The sequence below is a fragment of the Mycobacterium sp. NGS68 genome, from assembly GCF_059812195.1.
In genome coordinates, this window is sequence record NZ_JCALCE010000011.1 from 1 (window position 1) to 22,076 (window position 22,076).

At 68.6% G+C, this 22,076-nt stretch carries 18 protein-coding genes; 10 read left to right on the plus strand and 8 right to left on the minus strand.

Annotation, left to right across the window (positions count from 1 at the left end):
* Positions 1-545 (minus strand): TetR/AcrR family transcriptional regulator (locus AC5Y5V_RS13925; protein WP_499935900.1); only part of this gene is annotated, 545 nt, incomplete at its 3' end.
* A 194-nt stretch (positions 546-739) separates the two neighbouring features.
* On the opposite strand from AC5Y5V_RS13925, the gene AC5Y5V_RS13930 reads away from it, so the two are divergent.
* Positions 740-1,966, plus strand: a complete 1,227-nt coding sequence (locus AC5Y5V_RS13930; protein WP_499935903.1) for a cytochrome P450 — start codon at positions 740-742, stop codon at positions 1,964-1,966.
* Positions 1,967-1,977: 11 nt separating this feature from the next.
* Here AC5Y5V_RS13930 and AC5Y5V_RS13935 read toward each other — a convergent pair whose 3' ends face one another.
* Together AC5Y5V_RS13935 and AC5Y5V_RS13940 are read right to left on the minus strand one after the other, a co-directional pair.
* The gene (locus tag AC5Y5V_RS13935) at positions 1,978-2,418 is read right to left on the minus strand and encodes a DUF6941 family protein (RefSeq protein ID WP_499935906.1); all 441 of its coding nucleotides are present in this window, start codon (positions 2,416-2,418) and stop codon (positions 1,978-1,980) included.
* 173 nt (positions 2,419-2,591) lie between these two features.
* Complete coding sequence (locus AC5Y5V_RS13940) at positions 2,592-4,466, minus strand: DUF4407 domain-containing protein (protein WP_499935909.1); 1,875 nt, start codon at positions 4,464-4,466, stop codon at positions 2,592-2,594.
* A 220-nt stretch (positions 4,467-4,686) separates the two neighbouring features.
* On the opposite strand from AC5Y5V_RS13940, the gene AC5Y5V_RS13945 reads away from it, so the two are divergent.
* The 3 genes from AC5Y5V_RS13945 (at position 4,687) to AC5Y5V_RS13955 (ending at position 6,152) form a co-directional block, all read left to right on the plus strand.
* Positions 4,687-5,247, plus strand: a complete 561-nt coding sequence (locus AC5Y5V_RS13945; protein ID WP_499935912.1) for a hypothetical protein — start codon at positions 4,687-4,689, stop codon at positions 5,245-5,247.
* Positions 5,248-5,335: 88 nt separating this feature from the next.
* Positions 5,336-5,764, plus strand: a complete 429-nt coding sequence (locus AC5Y5V_RS13950) for a type II toxin-antitoxin system Rv0910 family toxin (protein ID WP_499935915.1) — start codon at positions 5,336-5,338, stop codon at positions 5,762-5,764.
* Between the two features lie 22 nt (positions 5,765-5,786).
* Positions 5,787-6,152, plus strand: coding sequence for a hypothetical protein (locus AC5Y5V_RS13955; protein WP_499935919.1), 366 nt, complete (start codon positions 5,787-5,789; stop codon positions 6,150-6,152).
* 21 nt (positions 6,153-6,173) lie between these two features.
* Here AC5Y5V_RS13955 and AC5Y5V_RS13960 read toward each other — a convergent pair whose 3' ends face one another.
* The 4 genes from AC5Y5V_RS13960 to malQ all read right to left on the minus strand — a co-directional run bounded on the left by AC5Y5V_RS13960 (position 6,174) and on the right by malQ (position 11,033).
* A complete protein-coding gene (locus AC5Y5V_RS13960) occupies positions 6,174-6,467 on the minus strand; it encodes a LapA family protein (protein WP_499935922.1) in 294 nt (97 codons plus the stop codon).
* 61 nt (positions 6,468-6,528) lie between these two features.
* On the minus strand, positions 6,529-8,277 hold the full coding sequence (locus AC5Y5V_RS13965) for a molybdopterin-dependent oxidoreductase (protein ID WP_499936419.1): 1,749 nt from the start codon (positions 8,275-8,277) through the stop codon (positions 6,529-6,531).
* A 115-nt stretch (positions 8,278-8,392) separates the two neighbouring features.
* A complete protein-coding gene (locus AC5Y5V_RS13970) occupies positions 8,393-8,860 on the minus strand; it encodes a nuclear transport factor 2 family protein (protein WP_499935925.1) in 468 nt (155 codons plus the stop codon).
* Positions 8,861-8,879: 19 nt separating this feature from the next.
* Positions 8,880-11,033 carry a 4-alpha-glucanotransferase gene (malQ, locus tag AC5Y5V_RS13975; RefSeq protein WP_499935928.1) on the minus strand — a complete coding sequence of 718 codons (2,154 nt, stop codon included), beginning with the start codon at positions 11,031-11,033 and terminating at the stop codon, positions 8,880-8,882.
* 299 nt (positions 11,034-11,332) lie between these two features.
* Between malQ and eccB the strand changes: the two genes are divergently transcribed.
* Both eccB and eccCa read left to right on the plus strand, forming a co-directional pair.
* Complete coding sequence (gene eccB / locus AC5Y5V_RS13980; RefSeq protein WP_499935930.1) at positions 11,333-12,853, plus strand: type VII secretion protein EccB; 1,521 nt, start codon at positions 11,333-11,335, stop codon at positions 12,851-12,853.
* A complete protein-coding gene (gene eccCa, locus AC5Y5V_RS13985; protein WP_499935933.1) occupies positions 12,850-17,010 on the plus strand; it encodes a type VII secretion protein EccCa in 4,161 nt (1,386 codons plus the stop codon). Before eccB ends, eccCa begins: the two co-directional genes overlap by 4 nt.
* Here eccCa and AC5Y5V_RS13990 read toward each other — a convergent pair.
* Positions 17,000-18,196, minus strand: coding sequence for a cytochrome P450 (locus tag AC5Y5V_RS13990; RefSeq protein WP_499935935.1), 1,197 nt, complete (start codon positions 18,194-18,196; stop codon positions 17,000-17,002). The genes eccCa and AC5Y5V_RS13990 overlap by 11 nt on opposite strands.
* A gap of 167 nt (positions 18,197-18,363) precedes the next feature.
* On the opposite strand from AC5Y5V_RS13990, the gene fdxE reads away from it, so the two are divergent.
* The 4 genes from fdxE to AC5Y5V_RS14010 all read left to right on the plus strand — a co-directional run bounded on the left by fdxE (position 18,364) and on the right by AC5Y5V_RS14010 (position 21,956).
* Positions 18,364-18,558: a ferredoxin FdxE gene (gene fdxE, locus AC5Y5V_RS13995; protein ID WP_499935937.1), complete on the plus strand. Its 195-nt coding sequence runs from the start codon at positions 18,364-18,366 to the stop codon at positions 18,556-18,558.
* 445 nt (positions 18,559-19,003) lie between these two features.
* A complete protein-coding gene (locus AC5Y5V_RS14000) occupies positions 19,004-20,236 on the plus strand; it encodes a PPE family protein (protein WP_499935939.1) in 1,233 nt (410 codons plus the stop codon).
* Between the two features lie 161 nt (positions 20,237-20,397).
* Positions 20,398-20,697, plus strand: a complete 300-nt coding sequence (locus tag AC5Y5V_RS14005; protein ID WP_499935941.1) for a PE family protein — start codon at positions 20,398-20,400, stop codon at positions 20,695-20,697.
* 35 nt (positions 20,698-20,732) lie between these two features.
* A complete protein-coding gene (locus AC5Y5V_RS14010) occupies positions 20,733-21,956 on the plus strand; it encodes a PPE family protein (protein WP_499935943.1) in 1,224 nt (407 codons plus the stop codon).
* Positions 21,957-22,076 lie beyond the last annotated feature (120 nt).

The following is a 22,076-nucleotide window of genomic DNA, read 5'->3' on the forward strand; positions in this document are numbered from 1 at the left end:
CTGAACGCGGGCCCCACGAAGCGTTGCACCAGATTGCGTTCGGCGTCGTCATCCTCGACGGGCCAGTACATCAGGGACAAGACGACGCGGACCAGCCATTGCGCGGCCACTGGGTCTCCCTCGGCGAGGCCGGCGATGTCGGTGGCGAAGCCGGCCAGCAACGGCGAGGAAGCGAGCCAGGAGATTTCGTCGGTGGCGCGGATCGAGCCGAGCATCAGCCGTCCCAGCGGGTCGGACCGGATTCGCTTGAGCGCCAGGATGACCGCCGTGACGACACGGTCCGGCCCGCTCAGTCGCTCCACGTCCGAGCGCACGGCGTCGATGATGCGACCGGCGGCCCGGGTGAGTACGGCGTCACGGATCTCGGCCTTGCCACCGGCATACCGGTAGACGGTCGCCCGGGAGCAGTGCACGCGGGCGGCCAGCGCATCGATGTCGAACGCGTCTATCCCGTGCTGGGCGATCAGGTCGGCGGCGGCGGCATGGATGCGTTCGACGGCCATCGCGCGGCGGTCGCCGCCCACCAGCCAGTCGTCATGAGGCACCGGCCACCGCCCTTCGTCACCGCAGACACCGGGGGAGTAGTTTCTCAACCTGAGACAGTAGTAGCGATCGATCTCATGATAGCCGCTGGTCGCGGGCACGGCGTGAGACGGCGTCACCCGGCCCGGCCCGGCAGCGGATTTCGACTTGTGGCGGGCCCGTTGACGTGCGGATACCTGCCGATCAGTCTGAAAAAGTGATACTCGTCGAGGATGCTCCCGCGTTCTTCGGGACCGAAACCCTGCAGGACCCCTATCCGCTCTACGAGCGCATGCGCGCCGCGGGCCCGGTCCATCGCATCGGCGACTCCCCGTTCTACGCGGTATGCGGCTGGCAGGCGGCCAACGACGCCATCGCCCGCCCGCAGGACTTCTCGTCGAATCTGACCGCGACCATGACCTTCACCGCCGAGGGCACCGTCAAACCGTTCGAGATGGACCCGCTGGGCGGACCGACCCACGTGCTGGCCACCGCCGACGACCCGGCCCACGCCATCCATCGCAGGCTGCTGGTGCGTCACCTGGCGGCGCGGCGGATCCGCGCCCTCGAGCAGTTCGTGACCCAGACTGCCGACCGGCTGTGGAACGAACGCCTGGCCGACGGGCACATCGAATGGATGGCTGCGATGGCCAACCGCCTGCCCATGATGGTGGTGGCCCGGCTCATCGGCGTGCCCGACACCGACGTCGACCAGCTCGTGAAGTGGGGATACGCCGCCACCCAGCTGCTCGAAGGTCTGGTCGATGAGGCACAGCTGGCCGCTGCCGGCGTGGCCGTCATGGAACTCAGCGGCTACATCGCCGAGCGCCTGGCGGAGGCGCGAAAACAAGGGCAGGCGGGCCCGCCGGACACGCTGCTCGGCGAACTGGCCGCCGCCTGCGCGTCGGGTGAACTGGACATGGTCGCCGCACAGGTGATGATGGTGACGCTGTTCGCGGCCGGCGGGGAGTCGACGGCCTCGTTGTTGGGCAGCGCGGCCTGGATGTTGGCGCACCGTCCCGATATTGCGCGGCAGGTGCGTGAACAGCCCTGGCTGCTGGGAGCTTTCATCGAGGAGACGCTGCGCTACGAGCCGCCATTCCGCGGCCATTACCGGCACGTTCGCACCGACACCGTCCTGGGTGGCGTGGAGTTGGCCGCCGGCTCACATCTACTGCTGCTGTGGGGCGCGGCCAATCGGGATCCGGCACACTTCGAGGCGCCCGGCGAGTTCCGTCTGGATCGCGCCGAGGGCAAGGGCCACATCAGCTTCGGCAAGGGTGCGCACTTCTGCGTCGGCGCCGCGCTGGCGCGGTTGGAGGCGCAGATCGTGCTGCGGTTGCTGCTGGAGCGCACGTCGGTGATCGAGGCCGCCGACGTCGGGCCGTGGTTGCCGAGCATTCTGGTGCGCCGCCTCGAACGGCTCGAACTGGCCGTGGCCTGAGCGCGGAACGGCTAGCCGGTGCCCAGCGGCGGACCGATGGCGACGAAGGCCTCCACCGCCGTCGCCTGCGGGAAGCCCTCGACTTCGACGCGCCACTCGTAGATTCCCGGTTCCAGCGGAATTCCGGCCGGGATGTTGAGGGTAAGCGGCATCCGCACCGGCGACCCGTGCACCGCCCCCGGCATGCGACCCGCCTCCGCGGCCGCTTCGAACAGGATCGGCTGCGGCCCGTTGGGCCCCGGTACCTGCACCGGCTCGCCGTCGGTGGTCAGCAGCTGGCACTTCAGCTGATGCTGCCGGTTGGTCTCGCTCCAGTCGATGTCCAGGATGATCACCAAAGCGAAAGCGGGCGTGGGCGTTTGACACTGCCGCCAGCCCAGCCCGAGCGCATGGATCTTGCCGGATTGGGGGTCGGCCTGCGCCGCGTCCGCAAGGAACAGGCCGATCCTCATGACGCCGCCGCCACGATCGGGCGTCGGATCGTCGCCGCGAACTGCTGACCCATTATTGCTGCCGTCACGAGATCGCCGCCCTGCTCCCCATCCGTCCGCAGTTGCCCGAAAGACGCCTTGCGGCCGTGGTGCTCAGCCGACGCTGCCGTCGGCTGATAATACGCCCGCCGGTGCTACTGCGCGGGTGGCAGTTCGCGCGGGCCCTCGGGCGGCCGCAGTTGGGGCGGGCCCTCACGCTCGACCAGTTCGCGCGCGCGATCCGGCGACCCGAGCGCCACCCCAGCCCGGTCGTGCGACGGTCCGCGGTCCAGGGAGGCGTAGCCGTCGTCGGCGGGCAGGCGACCATAGTTGCCCGCGTGCGCCGAACCCGCGGAACTCGCGGAATTCCACGAATCGGCGTACTCCCGCGACGACTCGACGCGCCGGTTCGGCGCGGGCTCGGGGGCCGGTGCGACCGGCTGCGGGGGAGCCGGATGCCCCGGGTCGGAGCTCTCGGTGTTCACCGTCACCTTGCGGGTCCGCTTGAGCGAGAAGGCGATCTCCTCGACCTCTTCGAACACCTGACGTGCGGTGCGCAGCGGCTGGGTGGTGTTGTCGATCACCCGGGCCACGAACGGCGGCACCAGCGGACGAATCCAGCGGGCCGCGGCCCGGGTGGCGTCCGGGATCGACGGGATCAGCGGGGTTGCGCGTTCGGCCGGCTCCTCGTGGCGCTCGACCGCGGCTTGGGTCGCCGCGGCGATCGGCAGGTTCTCCGCGGGCTGGGCCGCGGCTTGTGGTGCGCCAGCGGGCAATTCGGCGACTGCACGGCTGGCGGCTTCGGCTTCAGCGGCGATCGGCAGGTACATGTCTTCCTCCACTGGTTCGAAAGTACGCTCCGCCTTCAGTTCGGCGACGGCGCGGACGGGCGCCTCCGGGGGCTCCAGCGCTTCCATGACCCGACGGCGTTGGTGTTCGCGGTCGATTTCGAGCTGGGCCTCCACGGCGAGGCGCGCCTGGGTGAGTTGGTGCTCCGCCCACATGATTTCGGCCTCGCGGCGAACCTCGGCCCGCTTGATCGCAATGGCGGTGTCGGCCTCGAGCTCGGCGCGTTCGCGCTTCGCGCGGGCCGTCCAGTGGCGATCGTGGGTCGTCTCGCCGCGCCACAGCCGCAGAATCAGCGGCAGCAGGTACAGCAGCGCGCAGCAGGCGATGATCAGCAGCCGCAGCAGCAGCGCGCCGGTGCCGGCGAGCGTCAGGTCGTTCAGCGCGACCCAGCGGGCACCGAGGCCGCGGCCCGCGCCGGCGGTCGCGGTGTGGCGCGCCTGCCCGAGGGCCTGCTCGTCGTGCGCGACGCGGGCGTCCAGCGCCGGCGCTTCGCGCTCGCGGGTCGCCGTCGCGGCGTCCAGTTCCCGGCGCGCGTCGGCGAGAAGCTCATTGGCCGTTCGTGTTTCGGGCCCAGCCCCCGGGACGCCGGTGATCCTGGTCTGCGGGCAGTCGGGCGTGGGGTGGTATTCGCAGCGAGCCACGACCAGCGCGTTGTCCAAGTGTCCGCGGGCCTGTTCGACCGCGGTGTCGAGGGAAAGCCGCGCGTGACGGCTCTGGTCCAGGGCGGACGCCGCCTGCGCCACCGCCGGAGTGGATTCCGCTGCTGCTGAGGCCCGCTCGTCGAGACGACGGTCGATCGCACCGGAGAACATGACGAGCGACGCCAACTCGGCGACCACCGCACCCACCGCAACCGCGACCGTGGCGCGCCCGAGGACGCCGGCAACCCCGCGCCGAGGGCCGCCGGCGACGCCGCGGGTCACCGCGCCGACGAGCAGGCCGAAGAGCAGGGCGGGCCCGACGACGGACCAGATCGGCCATCCCGTGGCCGCGGCGACCGCCAGGCCCGACACGAGCGAGGCCAGCATGGCTCCGCACAGTACGACGGCGCCCGCGACGGCGTAAGTGGACCGTTCGTGACGCTCACCGAGCTCGCGCCAGTGCCCACCGCCGAGCCAGGTCAGCGATTCCTCTACCCTGGATGCCGCCGAGGGCGAATCAGTAAATTCATGCGCGCGCATGAGATTCCAACACCTCCAGTTTGTCCAAGCCTGGCAGGTGGCCACCCGACACACCGAATCGAACCGGCCGCTTGTGGCGTTCTTCACAACGGCCCCGCGGGGCGACCAATCCCACACGCCGCGGCCTGCCGAGGTATGGGTGAGCAGCTCAGCGCGAAATTTCGACGACGCGGGCGGTTCAGCGACCATATGGGCAGGGAACGTGAGACGGTATGAATCTATGCAAAACTACGACTACGTCACCTACGAAGAGTTCGGCCGTAGGTTTTTCGAGTACGCCGTGACCCCCGAGCGCGTCGCCGCCGCATTGGACGATTTCGCCGGCACCGAGTTCGCCATGGAACCCATCGCCCAGGGCCCCGGGGGGATCGCGAAAGTAAGCGCAAACGTCAAGGTCAAAGAGCCGCGAGTGACGCGGCGCCTCGGCGACAGCATCACCTTCGTCATCCACATCCCCCTGTCGATCGACCTGCTGCTCGACTTGCGGCTCGACAAGCAGCGGTTCACCGTCACCGGGGACATCGCGCTGAAGGCCACCGCGCGGGCGGCCATGCCGCTGGTCCTGATCGTCGACGTGGCCAAACCGCGGCCCTCCGACATCACCGTCAACGTGTCGTCCAAGTCCATTCGCGGTGAGGTGTTGCGCATCCTCGCCGGCGTCGACGGGGAGATCCGCCGCTTTATCGCCCATTACGTCGCCGACGAAATCGACTCGCCGCAGTCACAGGCCGCGCAGGTGATCGACGTGGCCCACCAGCTGGACACCACCTGGGACGGTTGAGGGTTTCGGCTCGTCGCACGCGGGTATTAAAGGCAGACAGCGCGTTTCGTCGCGCTGTTATTGATACCCAACAGATGCGGCTGGAGAGATGGCACGAGTAGACGTTTCGACGTCGTCGGACCTGGGCCCGGCGTCCGCCTGGAAACTGGCGTCCGACCTGCGCCGATTCGACGAGTGGATGACGATTTTCGGGGGGTGGCGCGGCGAGGTTCCCGAGACGATCGAAGAGGGCACCTGCATCGCGTCGCTGATCAAGGTCAAGGGTTTCCGCAACATCATTTACTGGACCATCACCCACTACGACGAGCCGAATTCGATTGAGCTACAGGGCCGCGGCCGCGGCGGCATCCGCCTCGCGGTGTCGATGAGCGTCACCGACGACGACCCCGGCTCGACCTTCCACCTGGTCGCCGAGCTGAAGGGCGGTCTGCTGGGCGGGCGGATCGGCAAGCTGGTGGCCCGGGTGCTGCGCTCCGACGTGGAGAAGTCGGTGCACAACCTCGCGGCCCTGCAGTAACCTTTCGCCGCGGGAGGTGTTCATGGCGGCATGCTGGCCGACTGCCGCCGTCGTGCTCGGCGCAGCATTGTTGACAGGCTGTTCGGGCGGCCATTCCCCATCCCTGGCCGGCGCACCCGCGGTAGCGCCCGTCGCGCCGGTCGTCCCATTGGACTCCCGCCGTTGTGGTGGGGTCAACGAAGCGAACGTCGATCTGCTGGCGGCGTCCAACACCGACGCGGCGCGTAGCGCCGCAGACACCCTCGAGGGCTATCGGCCGCCGGCAGCGGTCAAGGCAGCCATCGAGCACTTTGTCGGGACCGGCGGTGCGCACTTCGAGGACCCGGGCTACACGACGAACCACAAGATCCTTGACGATTGGGTCACCTCGCTCTGCCCCACTCAATAGGGTCCGAGTACCTGGGCGCTGTCATCGCCGCGCCGGGTGGTTGGTCCACCACTTCCGGTCCGCTTCGCGAATGCGCCTGCGCTCCATGGCAAGCCAGCTCAAGCCGGCCCCGACTACCAGCAGGCCGACGCTGACCGCGGCTACGCCGAGACCGACCTGGCCCAGGGCGAAATTGGCCACACCGACCACGAATACCACCGCGGCGGCCACCAGAACGACGATCCTGGGCGCCTTTTCCGCGTCGGCTACGTCGTCCCTTGCGTCGCCCTTTGCGTGGTCCTCTGCGTCGTCCTTCGCGTCGTCGGCGTCACCCATGGGCGTGGGCTACCCGAAACGCCCTCTGGGAAAACGATTTCGAGTTGGCGGCCCGCGAAACCTAGAGCGTCTGGTGCCGCCCGAAGTACTTGTGGTCCTCGCTGTACCCGCCGTAACCACTGCCGATGTCGGCGTAATCCGCGACGAACTCGATGCCCTTGATCCACTTGACCAGCTTGAATCCGTGCTGCAATTCGTTACGTAGCCGCAGCGGCCTGCCGTGCATGTAGGGGAGCGGCTGGTCGTTCATGTTGTAGGCCAACATCGTCATGTGGTGGTCCATCTGTCCGATGTGGTGCGCGTTGTAGTAGATCCCGCCGGTGGCACCGAGGCCCATCGAATAAAACACCACCCACTTCGCCTCGGGCAGCGGCTTGACGATGTCCATGATCGTCTTCATCTGCACGCCACCCCATTTGGCGACGCCCGACCAGGCCTGGATGCAGAAGTGCTGGCTGATCTGGTCGTGGTAGGGCAGCGCCTTCAAGTCGTCGAGGGAGAACTCGGTGGGATGTTCGACCAGGCCATAGACCTTGAGCCGCCAGTCGACGAAGTCGTCCTTTTCGAGTTCCTTGTATTCGACGGTCTCCGGCAGGCGGCCGTTGCGCCAGTGGTGCGGGGAAATGTCCTTCTCGGTGAAGGCGCCGGGCTTGGGATCCAACTGTTCCAGAATTCGCTGGAACGGCCCGACCAGCGCGTAGCCGACCCGCTGCACCACGCGGGGATGGCGAATCGTGAACGGCGTGGCCCAAACCCACGCGACGGCCGTCACCACCATGGCGGCGGCGAAGATCCAGAATCCCATCCAGCCGTTGTCGTCGCGGGCGGCGAACATGTGGTTGAGGTTACGCAGCGCGCTGGTCGCGAAAACCAGCGTGACGTGCGCCAAGATGAAGAACAGGAAGTACACGAGCACCAGGAAATGCAGGGAGCGTGCGTGCTGGATGCTCAACCGCTTGCTGAGCCAGTGCACCCGCTGCGACAGCGCCGGTGACATGCCCAGGCCGGTGATCAGCGCGGCCGGCGCGGCGATGAAGACGGTGGTGAAGTAGGCGAGCAGTTGCATGCCGTTGTAGGCGACCCAGCCGTTGTCCTCCGGCCAGTTCAGTGACAGGTACTGGACCGCGACCGACGCGGCATCGGGGAAGACGTCCCAACTGGTCGGCACGATGTGTCGCCACTGCCCGGTGGTGAACAGCAGCACGTAGAACACCGCGCCGTTGAGCAGCCACAACACATCGATGCCCAGGTGCCACCAGCGAGCCAGCCCAATCGAGTGCCGGAAGCCGGGCAGGCCGAGCTGCGGCGGCAATGCGACGGTGTCGGAGTTCGCCGTCCACAGCTCATCGTCCGGGACGGGCGGGCCCACCCGCAGCCACTCGTCTTTGCCGGGGGTGGCGTTGCGGCTGAAGTACAGCCGGGGGTGGTCGCAGAGAATCTGGATCCCCGTCCTGATGATGAACATCATCATGAACAGGTTGAAAAAGTGGGTCCAGCCGATCCACGCGGGCAGGCCGGGGGTGGCGCCGGAATGGGTCTCGGTCCCCGGGTGACGCTGGATGAACGCCTGCACCGCCGGCATGTTGTGTAGGCCCTTGCCGATGGCCACCGCGGCCACCAGCAACGCGAAACCGATGGGAATCAGCCACAGCAGGTTGAACCACTTGTCGCGGCCCACCCGCAGCCGCGGCGCGGTGGCCCGACGGGTGAGGTCGAACCCGCCGCCATAGGTTTCGACGTCGATGCTGTCTTCGGCCTCATGGATCTCATTGCGGTAGTCCGGGATGGACACCAGGGGTGTGCCCGCCATCGTGGACAGGGAGCCGGAAGCGGTGCGTGGGTCGGCACCTGGACATTCGGGGATTGTCACCTCCCAAATATATACCAGTGCAACTGTAAAAATTACCGATTATCCACACCTGTCATCAGGCGGGCTCTCGCGGCAGTACCCGGCGGACCGGCCGGGTCTCGATTGCGTTGATCGTCAACGCGCGGCGGCCGATCCGCCAGCCCGCGTCGGTCGCCACGTATTCGTCGTCATAGCGCAGATGCCAGGCCACGTCGACCAGCTCGCCGTTGCGTTCGTTCCAATGGTGCGCGATGCACGTGATGCGTCCGCGCGCGGCGGCCGGGCCGCCCTCGTCGTAGACCTCGCCGACGATCGCGTGCTCGGTGCGCAGCAGCGCGCCGACGGCGGCGACCGCCGCGGCGATGGCCGGCCTGCCCCGATGCGGCTGAATCGGGGTCAGCGCGGTCGGCGGATCCGGCAGGATCAACTCGGCTTCGGGAGTGAAAAGATCTGCCGCAGAGTCGAATCGGCGATCGTCCACGTTGGCCGCATACCGGTGCACCAGATCACTGAGGTCCGCCCGGTCGGACGCCGAAAGGGTCATCGCTTGATTCAACGCCGTCTCACTCGGCCGCGGGGGCGCTCTGCGCGCGGACGGCCTCGGTCAGATCGGCCGCCCGCCGATCGGTGAACACGTCCTCGAGCATCACCACGCGGCCGTCGGGGCCCGTCAGCGGAATCCGCCAGTTGGGGTACTCGTCGGTGGTGCCCGGCTGATTCTGGGTCCGCCGGTCGCCGACCGCGTCGGTCAGCGCGACCCCCAACAGCCGCGACGGAGTCCGGCCCAGGTAGCGGTAGAGAGCCAGCACCACCCGCTCGGGATCGTCCTCGGCACCCTCTTCCAACAGCCCGACCCGGCGCAGTTCGGCCATCCAGGCGGCGAGTTCGGCCCGGTCGGACTCCAGCTCCTCGGCCGCCGGCCGCGTCAGCAGCCCCAGCGACTCCCGCAGTCGCACGTGGTCGCCGGCCAGATATCCGGCGGTAGGCGGCAGGTCATGGGTGGTCACCGAGGACAGGCAATAGTCCCGCCAGCGTTCGGCCGGCAGGGGACCGCCTCCGTCCCGATCCTTCTCGAACCAGAGGATCGAGGTGCCCAGCAGGCCCCTGAGTAAGAGGTAATCCCGCACCCACGGTTCGACAGTGCCGAGATCCTCGCCGACGACGACGGCGCCGGCCCGGTGCGCCTCCAGCGCGACGATGCCGATCATCGCGTCGTGGTCGTAGCGCACATAGGTGCCCTGGGTGGGCGGTCCGCCCTCGGGGATCCACCACAGCCGGAACAGCCCGATGATGTGATCGATGCGCACCCCGCCGGCGTGCCGCAGCACCGCCCGGATCAGGGCGCGGAACGGCTCGTACTCCCGCTCCTCGAGCCGGTCCGGCCGCCACGGCGGCTGCGACCAGTCCTGCCCGAGCTGGTTGAACTCGTCCGGCGGCGCGCCCGCGGTGACCCCGAGCGCCAGCACATCCTGCAGCGCCCACGCGTCGGCGCCGTTGGGATGCACGCCGACGGCCAAGTCGTGCATGACGCCCAGCGCCATTCCGGCGCGGACCGCCTGTGACTGCGCGGCGGCGAGCTGTTCGTCGAGCTGCCACTGCAGCCAGCGGTGGAAGTCGATGGCCCGCGCGTTCTTCTTGCGGAATGCGGCGACACCCTCGGCCGAGGGGTGACGCAGCGATGCCGGCCACCGGTGCCAGTCGTCGCCGTGCTTCTCGGCCAGCACGCACCAGGTGGCGAAGTCGTCCAGGGCCTGCCCCTCGCGCTCCCGGAACGCGCCGTAGGCGAGCTCACGGCCCGCGGACCGCGGCACCCGGTGCAGCTGTTCGAGCGCCGCGCACTTGGCCGCCCATGCGCCGTCCCGGTCGATCGCGTCGAGCGCATCGGCCCGGCGCTGCACGTCAGACCGCAGCCGCCGGACCTGTCGCCGGCCGCGCAGGTCGGCGAACTCGGGGATCGCCTCCACCCGCAGGTACAGCGGGTTGACGAATCGCCGCGACGTCGGCAGATACGGCGAAGGCTCGATCGGAGCCGTCAGGCTCGCCGCGTGCAGAGGATTGACCAGCACGTAGTCAGCGCCGTGCCGCGCGGCCGACCACACGGCCAGGTCGGCCAGGTCGGTGAGGTCGCCGACGGCCCACGACTGCCGGGACCGCACGCTGTAGAGCTGAACCGCCAGGCCCCAGGCGCGGCGGGCGCCGAGCCGCTCCGGCAGCCCGAGCCAATCCGGCGTCACGATGAGCGCGGTGCTGGTCTCCGCGTCGTCCGACCGCAGCGCAATCCGGTGGTAGCCGAGCGGCAGGTCATTGGGCAACACGAAGCTGGCCTCGCCGACCCAGCGGCCGTCCAGATCGAACGGCGGGGTGAAGTTGTCGACCTGACGCACACCGCTTTGCGGGCCGCTCACGACGGTGCCGTCCTCGAGGCGCAGCCACACCTCGGCGGGATGGCCGTGCGTCACATGCGCCCAGAACCGCGTCGGCGCACCGGAGCGCGCCACGACCGTCGCGGGCAGCGCCCGCGCCCAGTACGACCGCGCCTGCGCGATCAGCGCCGCGTTACGCTCTTGCTCGGTCGCCGCGGGGACGTCCAAGGCCGCCAGGACCGCGACCAGCGTGGCCTCGGGGACCGGCACGTACCGCCCGGTCCAGTCCGAGTAGCCGGTCGCGATGCCATACCGTCCGGCCAGTTCGACCAGCGAGGGCGCGAGCTCACTCATGCCGCCAATCTTGCGGGTCGGATCCGGCGCCCCGCGACGCGGGTCGTCCGCGTCTTGCGCATTTCGACAGGCCGAGTCGGCCGCGGATCGCTACCATGCCATTTGAAGGCATGCTGCGCCTCGGGGAGACAGCCGCGGGGACAGACAAAGTGGCAGCTCATCGGTGTGCGCCACTTGATGTGCGCGCGTGGGTGCGCGCTATCGCGTGGCGAGGTCTGTGTAGGTGCCTTACGGTTGTCGATGTGATTTGCGCACTGGTCAGAATCCAGGCGCTCTACCAGACCGGATGGTGAATAGACGTGGCGGAAGAGAGTCGCGGGCGGCGCGGGACGGGGTACGGCCTCGGGTTGTCGACGCGGACCCAGGTAACCGGCTATCAGTTCCTGGCGCGGCGTACGGCAATGGCCTTGACCCGCTGGCGCGTCCGGATGGAGGTCGAGCCGGGCCGCCGCCAGATTCTGGCGGTGGTGGCGTCGGTGTCCGCGGCGCTGGTCATCTGCCTGGGCGCGCTGTTGTGGTCCTTCATCAACCCGTCCGGGCAGCTCAACGAGTCGCCGATCATCGCCGACCGTGATTCCGGCGCGCTGTACGTGCGGGTCGGTGACCGGCTGTACCCCGCGCTGAACCTCGCGTCGGCGCGGCTGATCACCGGGCGCCCGGACAACCCGCACCTGGTCCGGGGCAGCCAGATCGCCACCCTGCCGCACGGTCCGCTGGTCGGCATCCCGGGCGCCCCGACGTCGTTCGCGCCGAAGAGCCCGCCGTCGTCGTCCTGGCTGGTGTGCGACACGGTCGCCACCTCGACCGGCATCGGGTCGCCGCAGGGCGTGACGGTGACGGTGATCGACGGAACCCCCGAACTCACCGGCCACCGGCGGGTGCTGAACGGATCGGACGCGGTGGTCCTCAGCTACGGCGGGGATGCGTGGGTGATCCGGCAGGGCAGGCGGTCCCGGGTGGACCCCACCAACCGCGCGGTCCTGCTGCCCCTGGGATTGACGCCCGAGCAGGTCAGCCAGGCCCGGCCGATGAGCCGCGCGCTGTACGACGCGCTGCCGGTCGGCCCCGAATTGGTGGTGCCGGAGGTGCCGAACGTGAATGGGGCGGCGACGTTCCCGAACGCGCCGGGCCCCGTCGGCACCATCCTCGTCACGCCGCAGATCAGTGGCCCGCAGCAGTATTCGCTGGTGCTGACCGAAGGCGTGCAGACGCTTCCGCCGCTGGTGGCCCAGATCCTGCAGAACGCGGGCGGCCCGGGCGGCGGCAAGCCGATGACCGTGCAACCCGCGGCCCTGGCGAAGATGCCGGTGGTCAACAAGCTGGACCTGTCGTCGTACCCGGACAACCCGCTGGAAGTGGTGGACATCCGGGAGAACCCGTCGACGTGCTGGTGGTGGGAGCGGACCAACGGTGAGAACCGGGCCCGCGTCCAGGTGGTCTCCGGCCCCACCATCCCCGTGCCTGCCAACAAGCTGAACAAGGTCGTGTCCCTGGTCAAGGCCGACACCACCGGACGCGAGGCGGACCAGGTCTACTTCGCCAACAACTACGGCAACTTCGTCGCCGTCACGGGCAACCACCCGGGCGCGCAAACCGCCGAGTCGCTGTGGTGGATCACCGATGCCGGCGCGCGGTTCGGGGTCGACGACACCAAGGAGGCCCGCGACGCGCTGGGCCTGACCCTGCAGCCGAGCCTGGCGCCGTGGGTGGCGCTGCGGCTGCTGCCGCAGGGGCCGACGCTGTCCCGCGCGGATGCGCTGGTGGAACACGACACGCTACCGATGGACATGACACCTCAAGAACTGGTGGTACCGAAGTGAAACGTGGTTTTGCACGGCCGACGCCTGAGCGGCCTCCGGTAATCAAGCCGGAGAACATCGTCCTACCCACCCCGCTGAGCATTCCGCCGCCTGAGGGCAAGCCGTGGTGGCTCATCGTGGTCGGCGTCGTGGTGATCGGCCTGCTGGGCGGCATGGTCGCGATGACGTTCGCCAGCGGTTCGCACGTGTTCGGCGGCGCCGGTTCGATCTTCCCGATCTTCATGGTCGGCGGCATGATGATGATGATGTTCGGCGGCCGGTTCGGCGGCCAGCAGCAGATGAGCCGGCCGAAATTGGACGCCATGCGTGCCCAGTTCATGTTGATGCTGGACATGCTGCGCGAGACGGCACACGAGTCGGCGGACAGCATGGACGCCAACTACCGGTGGTTCCACCCGGCGCCCAGCACCCTGTCGGCCGCCATCGGATCGTCGCGGATGTGGGAGCGCAAGCCCGACGGCAAGGACCTCAACTTCGGCGTCGTCCGGGTGGGCGTGGGCATGACCCGGCCCGAGGTGACCTGGGGTGAGCCGCAGAACATGCCGACCGACATCGAGCTGGAGCCCGTGACCGGTAAGGCTCTGCAGGAGTTCGGCCGCTACCAGAGCGTCGTCTACAACCTGCCGAAGATGATCTCGCTGCTGGTGGAGCCCTGGTACTCGCTGATCGGGGATCGCGAGCAGGTCGTGGGACTGATGCGCTCGATCATGTGCGAGCTTGCCTTTTCGCACGGGCCCGACCACGTCCAGATGATCGTCGTCAGCTCCAACCTGGAGGAGTGGGACTGGGTCAAGTGGCTTCCGCACTTCGGTGACCCCCGGCGGCAGGACGCCGCGGGCAACGCCCGGATGGTCTACAGCTCGGTGCGTGAGTTCGCCGCCGAGCAGGCCGAATTGTTCGCCGGCCGTGGCTCTTTCACGCCGCGCCACGCCAGTTCGTCGGCGCAGTGCCCGACGCCGCACCACGTGATCATCGCCGACGTCACCGATCCCCAGTGGGAGTACGTGATCAGCGCCGAGGGCGTGGACGGGGTGACGTTCTTCGACCTGACCGGCGCCTCGATGTGGACCTCGATCCCGGAGCGGACCCTGCGATTCGACGACAAGGGCGTGATCGAGGCGCTGCCCCGCGACCGCGACACCTGGATGGTGATCGACGACAAGCCGTGGTTCTTCGCGCTCACCGACCACTTCAGCGTCGCGGAGTCCGAAGAGTTCGCGCAGAAGCTGGCGCGCTGGCGCCTCGCCGAGGCCTACGAGGAGATCGGTCAGCGGGTCACCCAGATCGGCGCCCGGGACATCTTGTCCTACTACGGAATCGACGACCCGTCGGAGATCGACTTCCAGGCGCTCTGGGGCAAGCGCACCGACACCATGGGCCGCTCCCGGTTGCGCGCCCCGTTCGGTAACCGCTCCGACAACGGCGAGCTGCTGTTCCTGGACATGAAGTCCCTCGACGAGGGCGGCGACGGCCCGCACGGCGTCATGTCGGGAACCACCGGTTCCGGCAAATCGACGCTGGTGCGTACCGTGATCGAGTCGCTGATGCTGGGCCACCCGCCCGAGGAGCTGCAGTTCGTGCTGGCCGACCTCAAGGGTGGGTCCGCGGTCAAGCCGTTCGCCGGGGTGCCGCACGTCTCGCGCATCATCACCGACCTCGAAGAGGACCAGGCGCTGATGGAGAGGTTCCTGGACGCGCTGTGGGGCGAGATCGCCCGCCGCAAGGCCGTCTGCGACAGCGCCGGCGTGGACGACGCCAAGGAGTACAACTCGGTGCGGTCGCGCATGCGTGCGCGCGGGCAGGACATGCCGCCGCTGCCGATGCTCGTGGTGGTCATCGACGAGTTCTACGAGTGGTTCCGCATCATGCCGACCGCGGTCGACGTGCTCGACTCCATCGGCCGGCAGGGCCGCGCCTACTGGATCCACCTGATGATGGCGTCGCAGACCATCGAGAGCCGCGCGGAGAAGCTCATGGAGAACATGGGTTACCGCCTGGTGCTGAAGGCACGCACCGCCGGGGCCGCGCAGGCCGCCGGTGTGCCCAACGCGGTGAACCTGCCGGCCCAGGCGGGCCTGGGGTACTTCCGCAAGAGCCTCGAGGACATCATCCGGTTCCAGGCCGAGTTCCTGTGGCGCGACTACTACTCCCGGGGCATCACCGTCGACGGCGACGAAGCGCCGGTGCTGGTGCACAGCATCGACTACGTGCGCCCGCAGTTGTTCACCAACTCATTCACCCCCCTCGAGGTCGCCGAGGCGGGACCCGACCCCGAACCCGTGCACTCCAATGGCGAGGCCCTCCTCGTGGAGGAGCTCGAAGAGGAAGAGGAAGAGGGCATCCGCACGCCGAAGGTCGGCACGGTGATCATCGAGCAGCTGCGCCGGATCAACTTCGAGCCGTACCGGCTGTGGCAACCGCCGCTGACCCAGCCCATCGCCATCGACGAGTTGGTGAACCGCTTCCTCGGCCGCCCGTGGCAGAAGGACTACGGCACCGCCCGGGATCTGACGTTCCCGATCGGGATCATCGACCGTCCGTTCAAGCACGACCAACCGCCGTGGGCGGTCGACACGTCGGGGCCGGGTGCGAACGTGCTGATCCTGGGCGCCGGCGGTTCGGGCAAGACGACGGCGCTGCAGACCCTGATCTGTTCGGCCGCGTTGACCCACACGCCGGAGCAGGTGCAGTTCTACTGCCTGGCCTACAGCAGCACCGCGCTCACCACGGTGGCGCAGCTCCCGCACGTCGGCGAGGTGGCCGGCCCCACCGATCCCTACGGCGTGCGGCGCACCGTCGCCGAACTGCTGGCCCTGGTCCGCGAGCGCAAGCGCAGCTTCCTCGAATACGGCATCGCGTCCATGGAGGTATTCCGGCGGCGCAAGTTCGGCGGCGAGCCCGGCCCCGTGCCCAACGACGGGTTCGGCGACGTCTACCTGGTGATCGACAACTACCGGGCCCTCGCCGAAGAGAACGAGGTGCTGATCGAGCAGGTCAACGTGATCATCAACCAGGGCCCCTCCTTCGGGGTGCACGTGGTGGTCAGCGCGGACCGCGAATCCGAGCTGCGGCCACCGGTGCGCAGCGGTTTCGGTTCCCGCGTCGAGTTGCGCCTGGCCGCGGTGGAGGACGCCAAGCTGGTCCGGTCGCGGTTCGCCAAGGAGGTTCCGGTCAAGCCGGGGCGCGGCATGGTCGCGGTCAACTACGTCCGGCTGGACGCCGACCCGCAGGCGGGCCTGCACACGCTGGTGGCCCGGCCCGCGCTGGGCAGCACGTCCGACAAGGTCTTCGAGTCCGATAGCGTGGTCGCGGCGGTCAGCAGGCTGGCCAGCGGGCACGCTCCGCCGGTGCGCCGGCTGCCGGCCAGGTTCGGCGTGCAGCAGGTGCGCGAGCTCGCCGCGCGCGATACCCGCCAGGGCGTCGGCGTCGGCGGGATCGCCTGGGCCATCTCGGAATTGGACCTCGCGCCGGTGTACCTCAACTTCGCCGAGAACGCGCACCTGATGGTGACCGGCCGACGCGAATGTGGGCGCACCACGACACTGGCCACCATCATGTCCGAGATCGGCCGGGTCTACGCACCGGGCGCCAGCACCGCACCGCCGCCGCCCCCCGGAAAGCCGTCCGCGCAGGTCTGGCTGGTCGACCCGCGCCGTCAGCTGCTGACCGCGCTGGGCACCGACTACGTGGAGAAGTTCGCCTACAACCTGGACGGCGTCTCGGCCATGATGAACGACCTGTCGGCACTGCTGGCCAGTCGTGAACCACCACCGGGCCTGTCCGCCGAGGAGCTGCTGTCGCGGTCGTGGTGGAGCGGTCCGGAGATCTTCCTGATCGTCGACGACATTCAGCAATTACCGCCGGGCTTCGATTCGCCGCTGCACAAGGCCGCGGCCTGGGTGACCAGGGCCGCGGACGTGGGCCTGCACGTGCTCGTCACCCGCACCTTCGGTGGCTGGTCCTCGGCGGGCAGCGACCCGATGCTGCGGGCCCTGCACCAGGCGAACGCGCCGCTGCTGGTGATGGACGCCGACCCGGACGAGGGCTTCATCCGCGGCAAGATGAAGGGCGGACCGCTGCCCCGCGGCCGAGGCCTGCTGATGGCCGAGGACACCGGTGTCTTCGTGCAGGTGGCAGCGACCGAGGTCAAGCGGTAGGGGTCCAGCGCAGCGGCAACGCCTTGAGCGCGAACGTCTTAGACGGGAAATCGATTTGGGGCACGTAGTCGGCGGGCAGATCGAAGTCGGGGATCTGCCTTAGCCATTCGGCCACGATCACCGTCAGCTCGATGCGCGCCAGGTGCGAGCCCAGGCAGCGGTGCGGGCCGCCGCCGAAACCCCAGTGCCGGTGCACCTTTCCGTCCATCACCAGATCATCGGTGGACGTCGCGTCGCTGCCGTCGCGGTTGACCGCGGCCATGCACAGCCGCACCTGAGACCCGGGCGGCAGCGTCATGCCGCCGACGTTGACGAAGTCGGTGGTGATCCGCGGCGCCACCGGCGCCGACGGCTCCAGGCGGACGATCTCCTCGATAAAGACCCGTATTTGCCTAGGGTTTTCGCGGAGCTCCTCGCGCAGCTGCGGCCGGCGCGCCAACTCGAACAGCGAGAAGCCGATCGCCGCCGTCACCGTGTCCAGGCCGGCCAGGATCAACAGGTGGCTCATGCCCAGCAGCTCGATGTCGGTGAAGTCGCCGCCACCGGTCATCACCTGCGACAGCATGTCCGAGCCAGGGTTCTCGCGGCGCTGCGCGATGGCCTCGGTGAGGTATTCGAACAGCGCCAGTTGGGCCTGCTCGATATCGGCGTAGCTGACATTCGGCTGGTCACCGACGATGGCGTTCTTCCAGGCGATCACCCGGTCACGGTCGGCCACCGGCAGACCGTAAAGGTCGAGGAACGCCTGGAAGGGGTAAAGATCCGCGAAATCCGCCATCACCTCGCACTCGCCCCGGCCGGCCAGGGCGGCGATCATCTCGGTGGCGTGGCGCACAAGCACCGGCCGGGACTTGCTCAGCGCGTGCGGGCTGAAGTACGGCTGCAGGATCTTGCGGTAGCGGGTGTGCTCCGGCGGATCGAACGCCAGCGGGATCACCGGCAGCGGGCTGCCCGGCGGCTGCAGCACTCGCGACGAAAAAACCGCGGTATTGCGCAGCGCGGCGAGCACGTCCTCGCGTCGGGTCAGGTAGTAGTAGCCGTTCATGAACACCACGGGCCCGGCGTCGCGCAGCTTTTTCCATCCGACCCCACGGTCGTCGGCCAACGGCAGCTCCGAATACTCAAGCCGCGGTAGGTAAAACGCCTCAGTCCGGCCCGGTGAGGAGGGGGAGCCCAGCGTGCTCATGCGGTGCGCGATCTTCCTTCTGGTCTGCAGACCGGTATGCGGTGGTGGCGGCTCCCAATATGGCACGCCCGTAATGCGCCCACCAATCCGGCGACTGAGGCATATTCGATGACGGGATCGCAATCCGCGGCACGCCGGCCCGCCGCCGTCGAGAGAGGACACCGCCAGTGAAGGTTCGTCTCGAGCAGTCCAGATGCGTGGGACACGCCCAGTGCTACGCGGTGGATCCGGACCTGTTCCCGATCGACGAGTCGGGCTACTCGATCCTCGAAGAACACCGGGTGCGCCCCGAGGATGAACAGCTGACTCGCGACGGCGTCGCGTCCTGCCCCGAGATGGCCCTGATTCTCGAGGACGACTGACCCCGCAGCGGGCCCGGTTCCGGCGTCCATACCTTTCATATATGTGGCGCGCATTACTCGGCGCCGAACGCCATTTCCGCAGGTCGCCGACGGTCGGCTGAAAGCCAGCCTAAACGCTGGCTTAACAACAGTTTGCGGGGAATGAATAGTTGGCGTCGTCGGCTTCCAAGCCCTGTTTCGCCCCTTAGAGTCTCTGGTGAGCGGCGAATCGGTCACAAACGAGGTGTCGCTCGCGGACTTGAGACACCGAAGGGATATCGGGGCAGAAGGCATTAGCTGCGAATGATTCCTACCTCCGGTGAACGATGACCGCCCGGCACTTGTCGGGCCGCTCGGCGACAACCGCGGGCCAAAGAACTTACTGGAACGGCAGCAGCGCAGCTGCATGTGTGCGATAGCTACGGCGAACGCCGAGACCGCCCAGCGAGGCGGTTGAGGAGGGGTGGTGTTTGACTTCGGAGCGTTGCCGCCCGAGATCAACTCGGGCCGGATGTACAGCGGGCCGGGTTCCGGACCGATGCTGGCCGCTGCCTCTGCCTGGGATGGGCTGGGGGCCGAATTGGCTTCTGCCGCATCGGGTTACACGTCAGCTATCGACGAGCTGACCAGCTCCCCGTGGCTGGGTCCGGCATCGCGGGCCATGTTGGCCGCGGTCACCCCGTACGTGGCGTGGATGAGCGCGCTGTCCGCGCAGGCCGAGGAGGCGGGGACCCAGGCCCGCGCGGCCGCCGCCGCCTACGAGAACGCGTTCGTGATGACGGTGCCGCCGCCGGTGATCGCGGCCAACCGGGTCCTGCTGATGACGCTGATCGCGACGAACTTCTTCGGTCAGAACACCGCGGCCATCGCGGCGACCGAAGCCGACTACATGGAGATGTGGGCCCAGGACGCCGCCGCCATGTACGGCTACGCCGCCACGTCGGCGCTCGCCACCACGCTGTCCCGGTTCACCGACCCCCCGGCTACCACCACCCCGAGCGCGGCCGGCGGCCAATCCGCCGCGGTCGCCCAAGCCACGGCCGCGCCGGCGGGCAACTCCGCGCAGTCCGTTGCTACGACCATCCCGCAGCTGCTCTCCAGCGTCGCCGTGCCCCAGGTGACGCAACAGGCCGCCACGTCGACCGCGGCGACCAACGGCGGCCTGATCTCCAACACCGTCTACAACTTGCTGACCGAGGGGCTACCCACTCCGAGCAACAACTGGCTCGGGCTGGCTCCGGCCCAGTACACCACGGTGGTACGGCTGCTGCAGGCCTACTTCGGGGTGGGCTTGGCGAACTTCGGCACGTCCATCTGGCAGCAGACGTTCAACGGCCTGGGAACGACGGCCGGTGCCGGTGGTGCCTGGTACCCGACGCCGCAGTTCGCCGCGCTGCACGCGGGCGGTTGGGCTTCGCCGCACGCGGCGACGGCGAGCCTGTCGTCGGCGACCAGGATCGGGGGGCTGTCGGTCCCGGCCAGTTGGACCGGCGCACCCGGCGTTGCGGAGGGCAGCGCCGCAAAGACGGTGAGCGCCGGCCTCGCCTCACCGGGCGAGGGGGCCGCGGGGAACGGTGTCAACGCCGCCCTGCGCGGAGTGCCGCTCGCCGGGAGCCGCGGCGCTCAACGCACGGGCAACCTGGGCGTCCGGTACGGATTCCGCTACGCCGTGCTGACCCGCCCACCGTCAGCGGGTTAAGACGTGTCCACAGTGAAGCGAGGGTGATCAACAAGTGAACAGCAGTTGTCCGGCAGTAATCGACTCGCAGCCATGGCGCGCTGCGGCGAGCAATTGAATTAGCGTTATCCACAACCTATCCCGAAGGCCATGTGCCGGAAGGTTATTCAGGAGGAAATCCGATGTCATTTGTGACCACGCAACCCGAGGCACTGGCGGCGGCGGCGGGCACGCTGCAGGGAATCGGCTCGGCGTTGAGCTCTCAGAATGCGGCGGCCGCAGCCCCGACGACGGGTGTGGTGCCGGCGGCCGCGGATGAGGTCTCGGCACTGACGGCCGCGCAGTTCGCCGCGCATGCCCAGATGTACCAGGCCGTCAGCGCCCAGGCCGCGGCCATCCACGAGATGTTCGTCAACACCTTGGGCGTCAGCTCCGGGTCGTACGCGGCCACCGAGGCCGCCAACGCGGCCGCGGCGGGATGACGACGCGCGACAAGCGGGACAAAGGGGAATAAAGCATGGCACTCGACTTTGGCGGGCTCGCGCCCGAGATAACCTCCGCGCTGATGTACTCGGGCCCCGGGGCGTCGTCCCTGGTGGCTGCGGCGTCGGCGTGGAACGCGCTCGCCGCCGAACTCACCTCGGCGGCGCAGGGCTACCAGACGGTGGTACTGCAGCTCGCCAGCGAGGAGTGGATGGGTCCGGCCTCGGCCACGATGGCCGCCGCCGTCCAGCCGTACGTGACCTGGATGAGCAGCACCGCCGCACAAGCCGAGCAATCCGCCGCGCAGGCTCAGGCGGCGGCCGGGGCTTTCGAGACCGCGTTCGCGTCAGTGGTGCCGCCACCGTTGATCGCGGCTAACCGTGCGGCGCTGACCCAGGCGCAGCAGACCAACCTCTTTGGCCTGAACAATGGCGTGATAGCGCAGCTGGAAGCCCAATACCTGGAGTTCTGGGCCCAGGATGCCTCGGCGATGTACGGCTACGCCGCGTCCTCTGCCACGGCCTCCAAGGTCGAGGCGTTCAACCCGGCGCCGACGATAACCAACTCCGCCGGTACCGGTACCCAGGCCGCGGCGGTGTCCGCCGCCCAGTCCCAGTCGGCGGCATCGATCCAGAGCACGCTGCAAAACTTCCTCAACCAGGTCACCGGGCAGCTGGGCCAGCTGGCCACCCCCAGCGGCACCCAGCAATTGGTGTCGCAGTTTGCGACGCAATTCCCGATCCTGTCCGAGATCTGGTTCTTGATGACCGGGCAGACGGTACTGCCCGCAAACATGGGGGCCTTCCTGAACGGGTTGCAGCCGTACGCAAGCTTCCTGTACAACACCGAGGGTCTGCCGTACTTCAGCGTTGGTATGGGCAACTCCTTCACTCAGGTCGCCAAATCGGCGGGGCTCCTCAACGCCCCGGCCGCGGCGGCGGCCGCAGCGCCCAAGCCGCCCGGGATCCCGGCAGCGGCAGGCGCCGCCGCCAGCAACCCGGTGGCGGCCGGTCTGGGCAACGCATCCCACGTCGGGCACCTGGCGGTGCCGTCCTCCTGGAGCGGAACGACGACAACGCCGACGGTGCGGCCGGCGGTCCAGGCGATCAGCGAGCCCATCACCGCCGGCGAGTCCGGGGCCGGCAATGTGCTCGGTGGCATGCCCGTCGGTGGCCTCGGCTCCGGCCGCGGTGCCGGGGCGGGGCCGCGGTACGGGTTCAAACCCACCGTCATGGCCCGGCCCATGCCCGCCGGATAGCCACACATCGAACATGCAGCAAAATGGTGGCAACTTTGCAGGAACGCCATTTGCGGGGCAAAGCGCCCGCCACGTCCGCTCGGGTCTCATCGGGGCCGGCTTCGCGCGGTCAGATTTTAT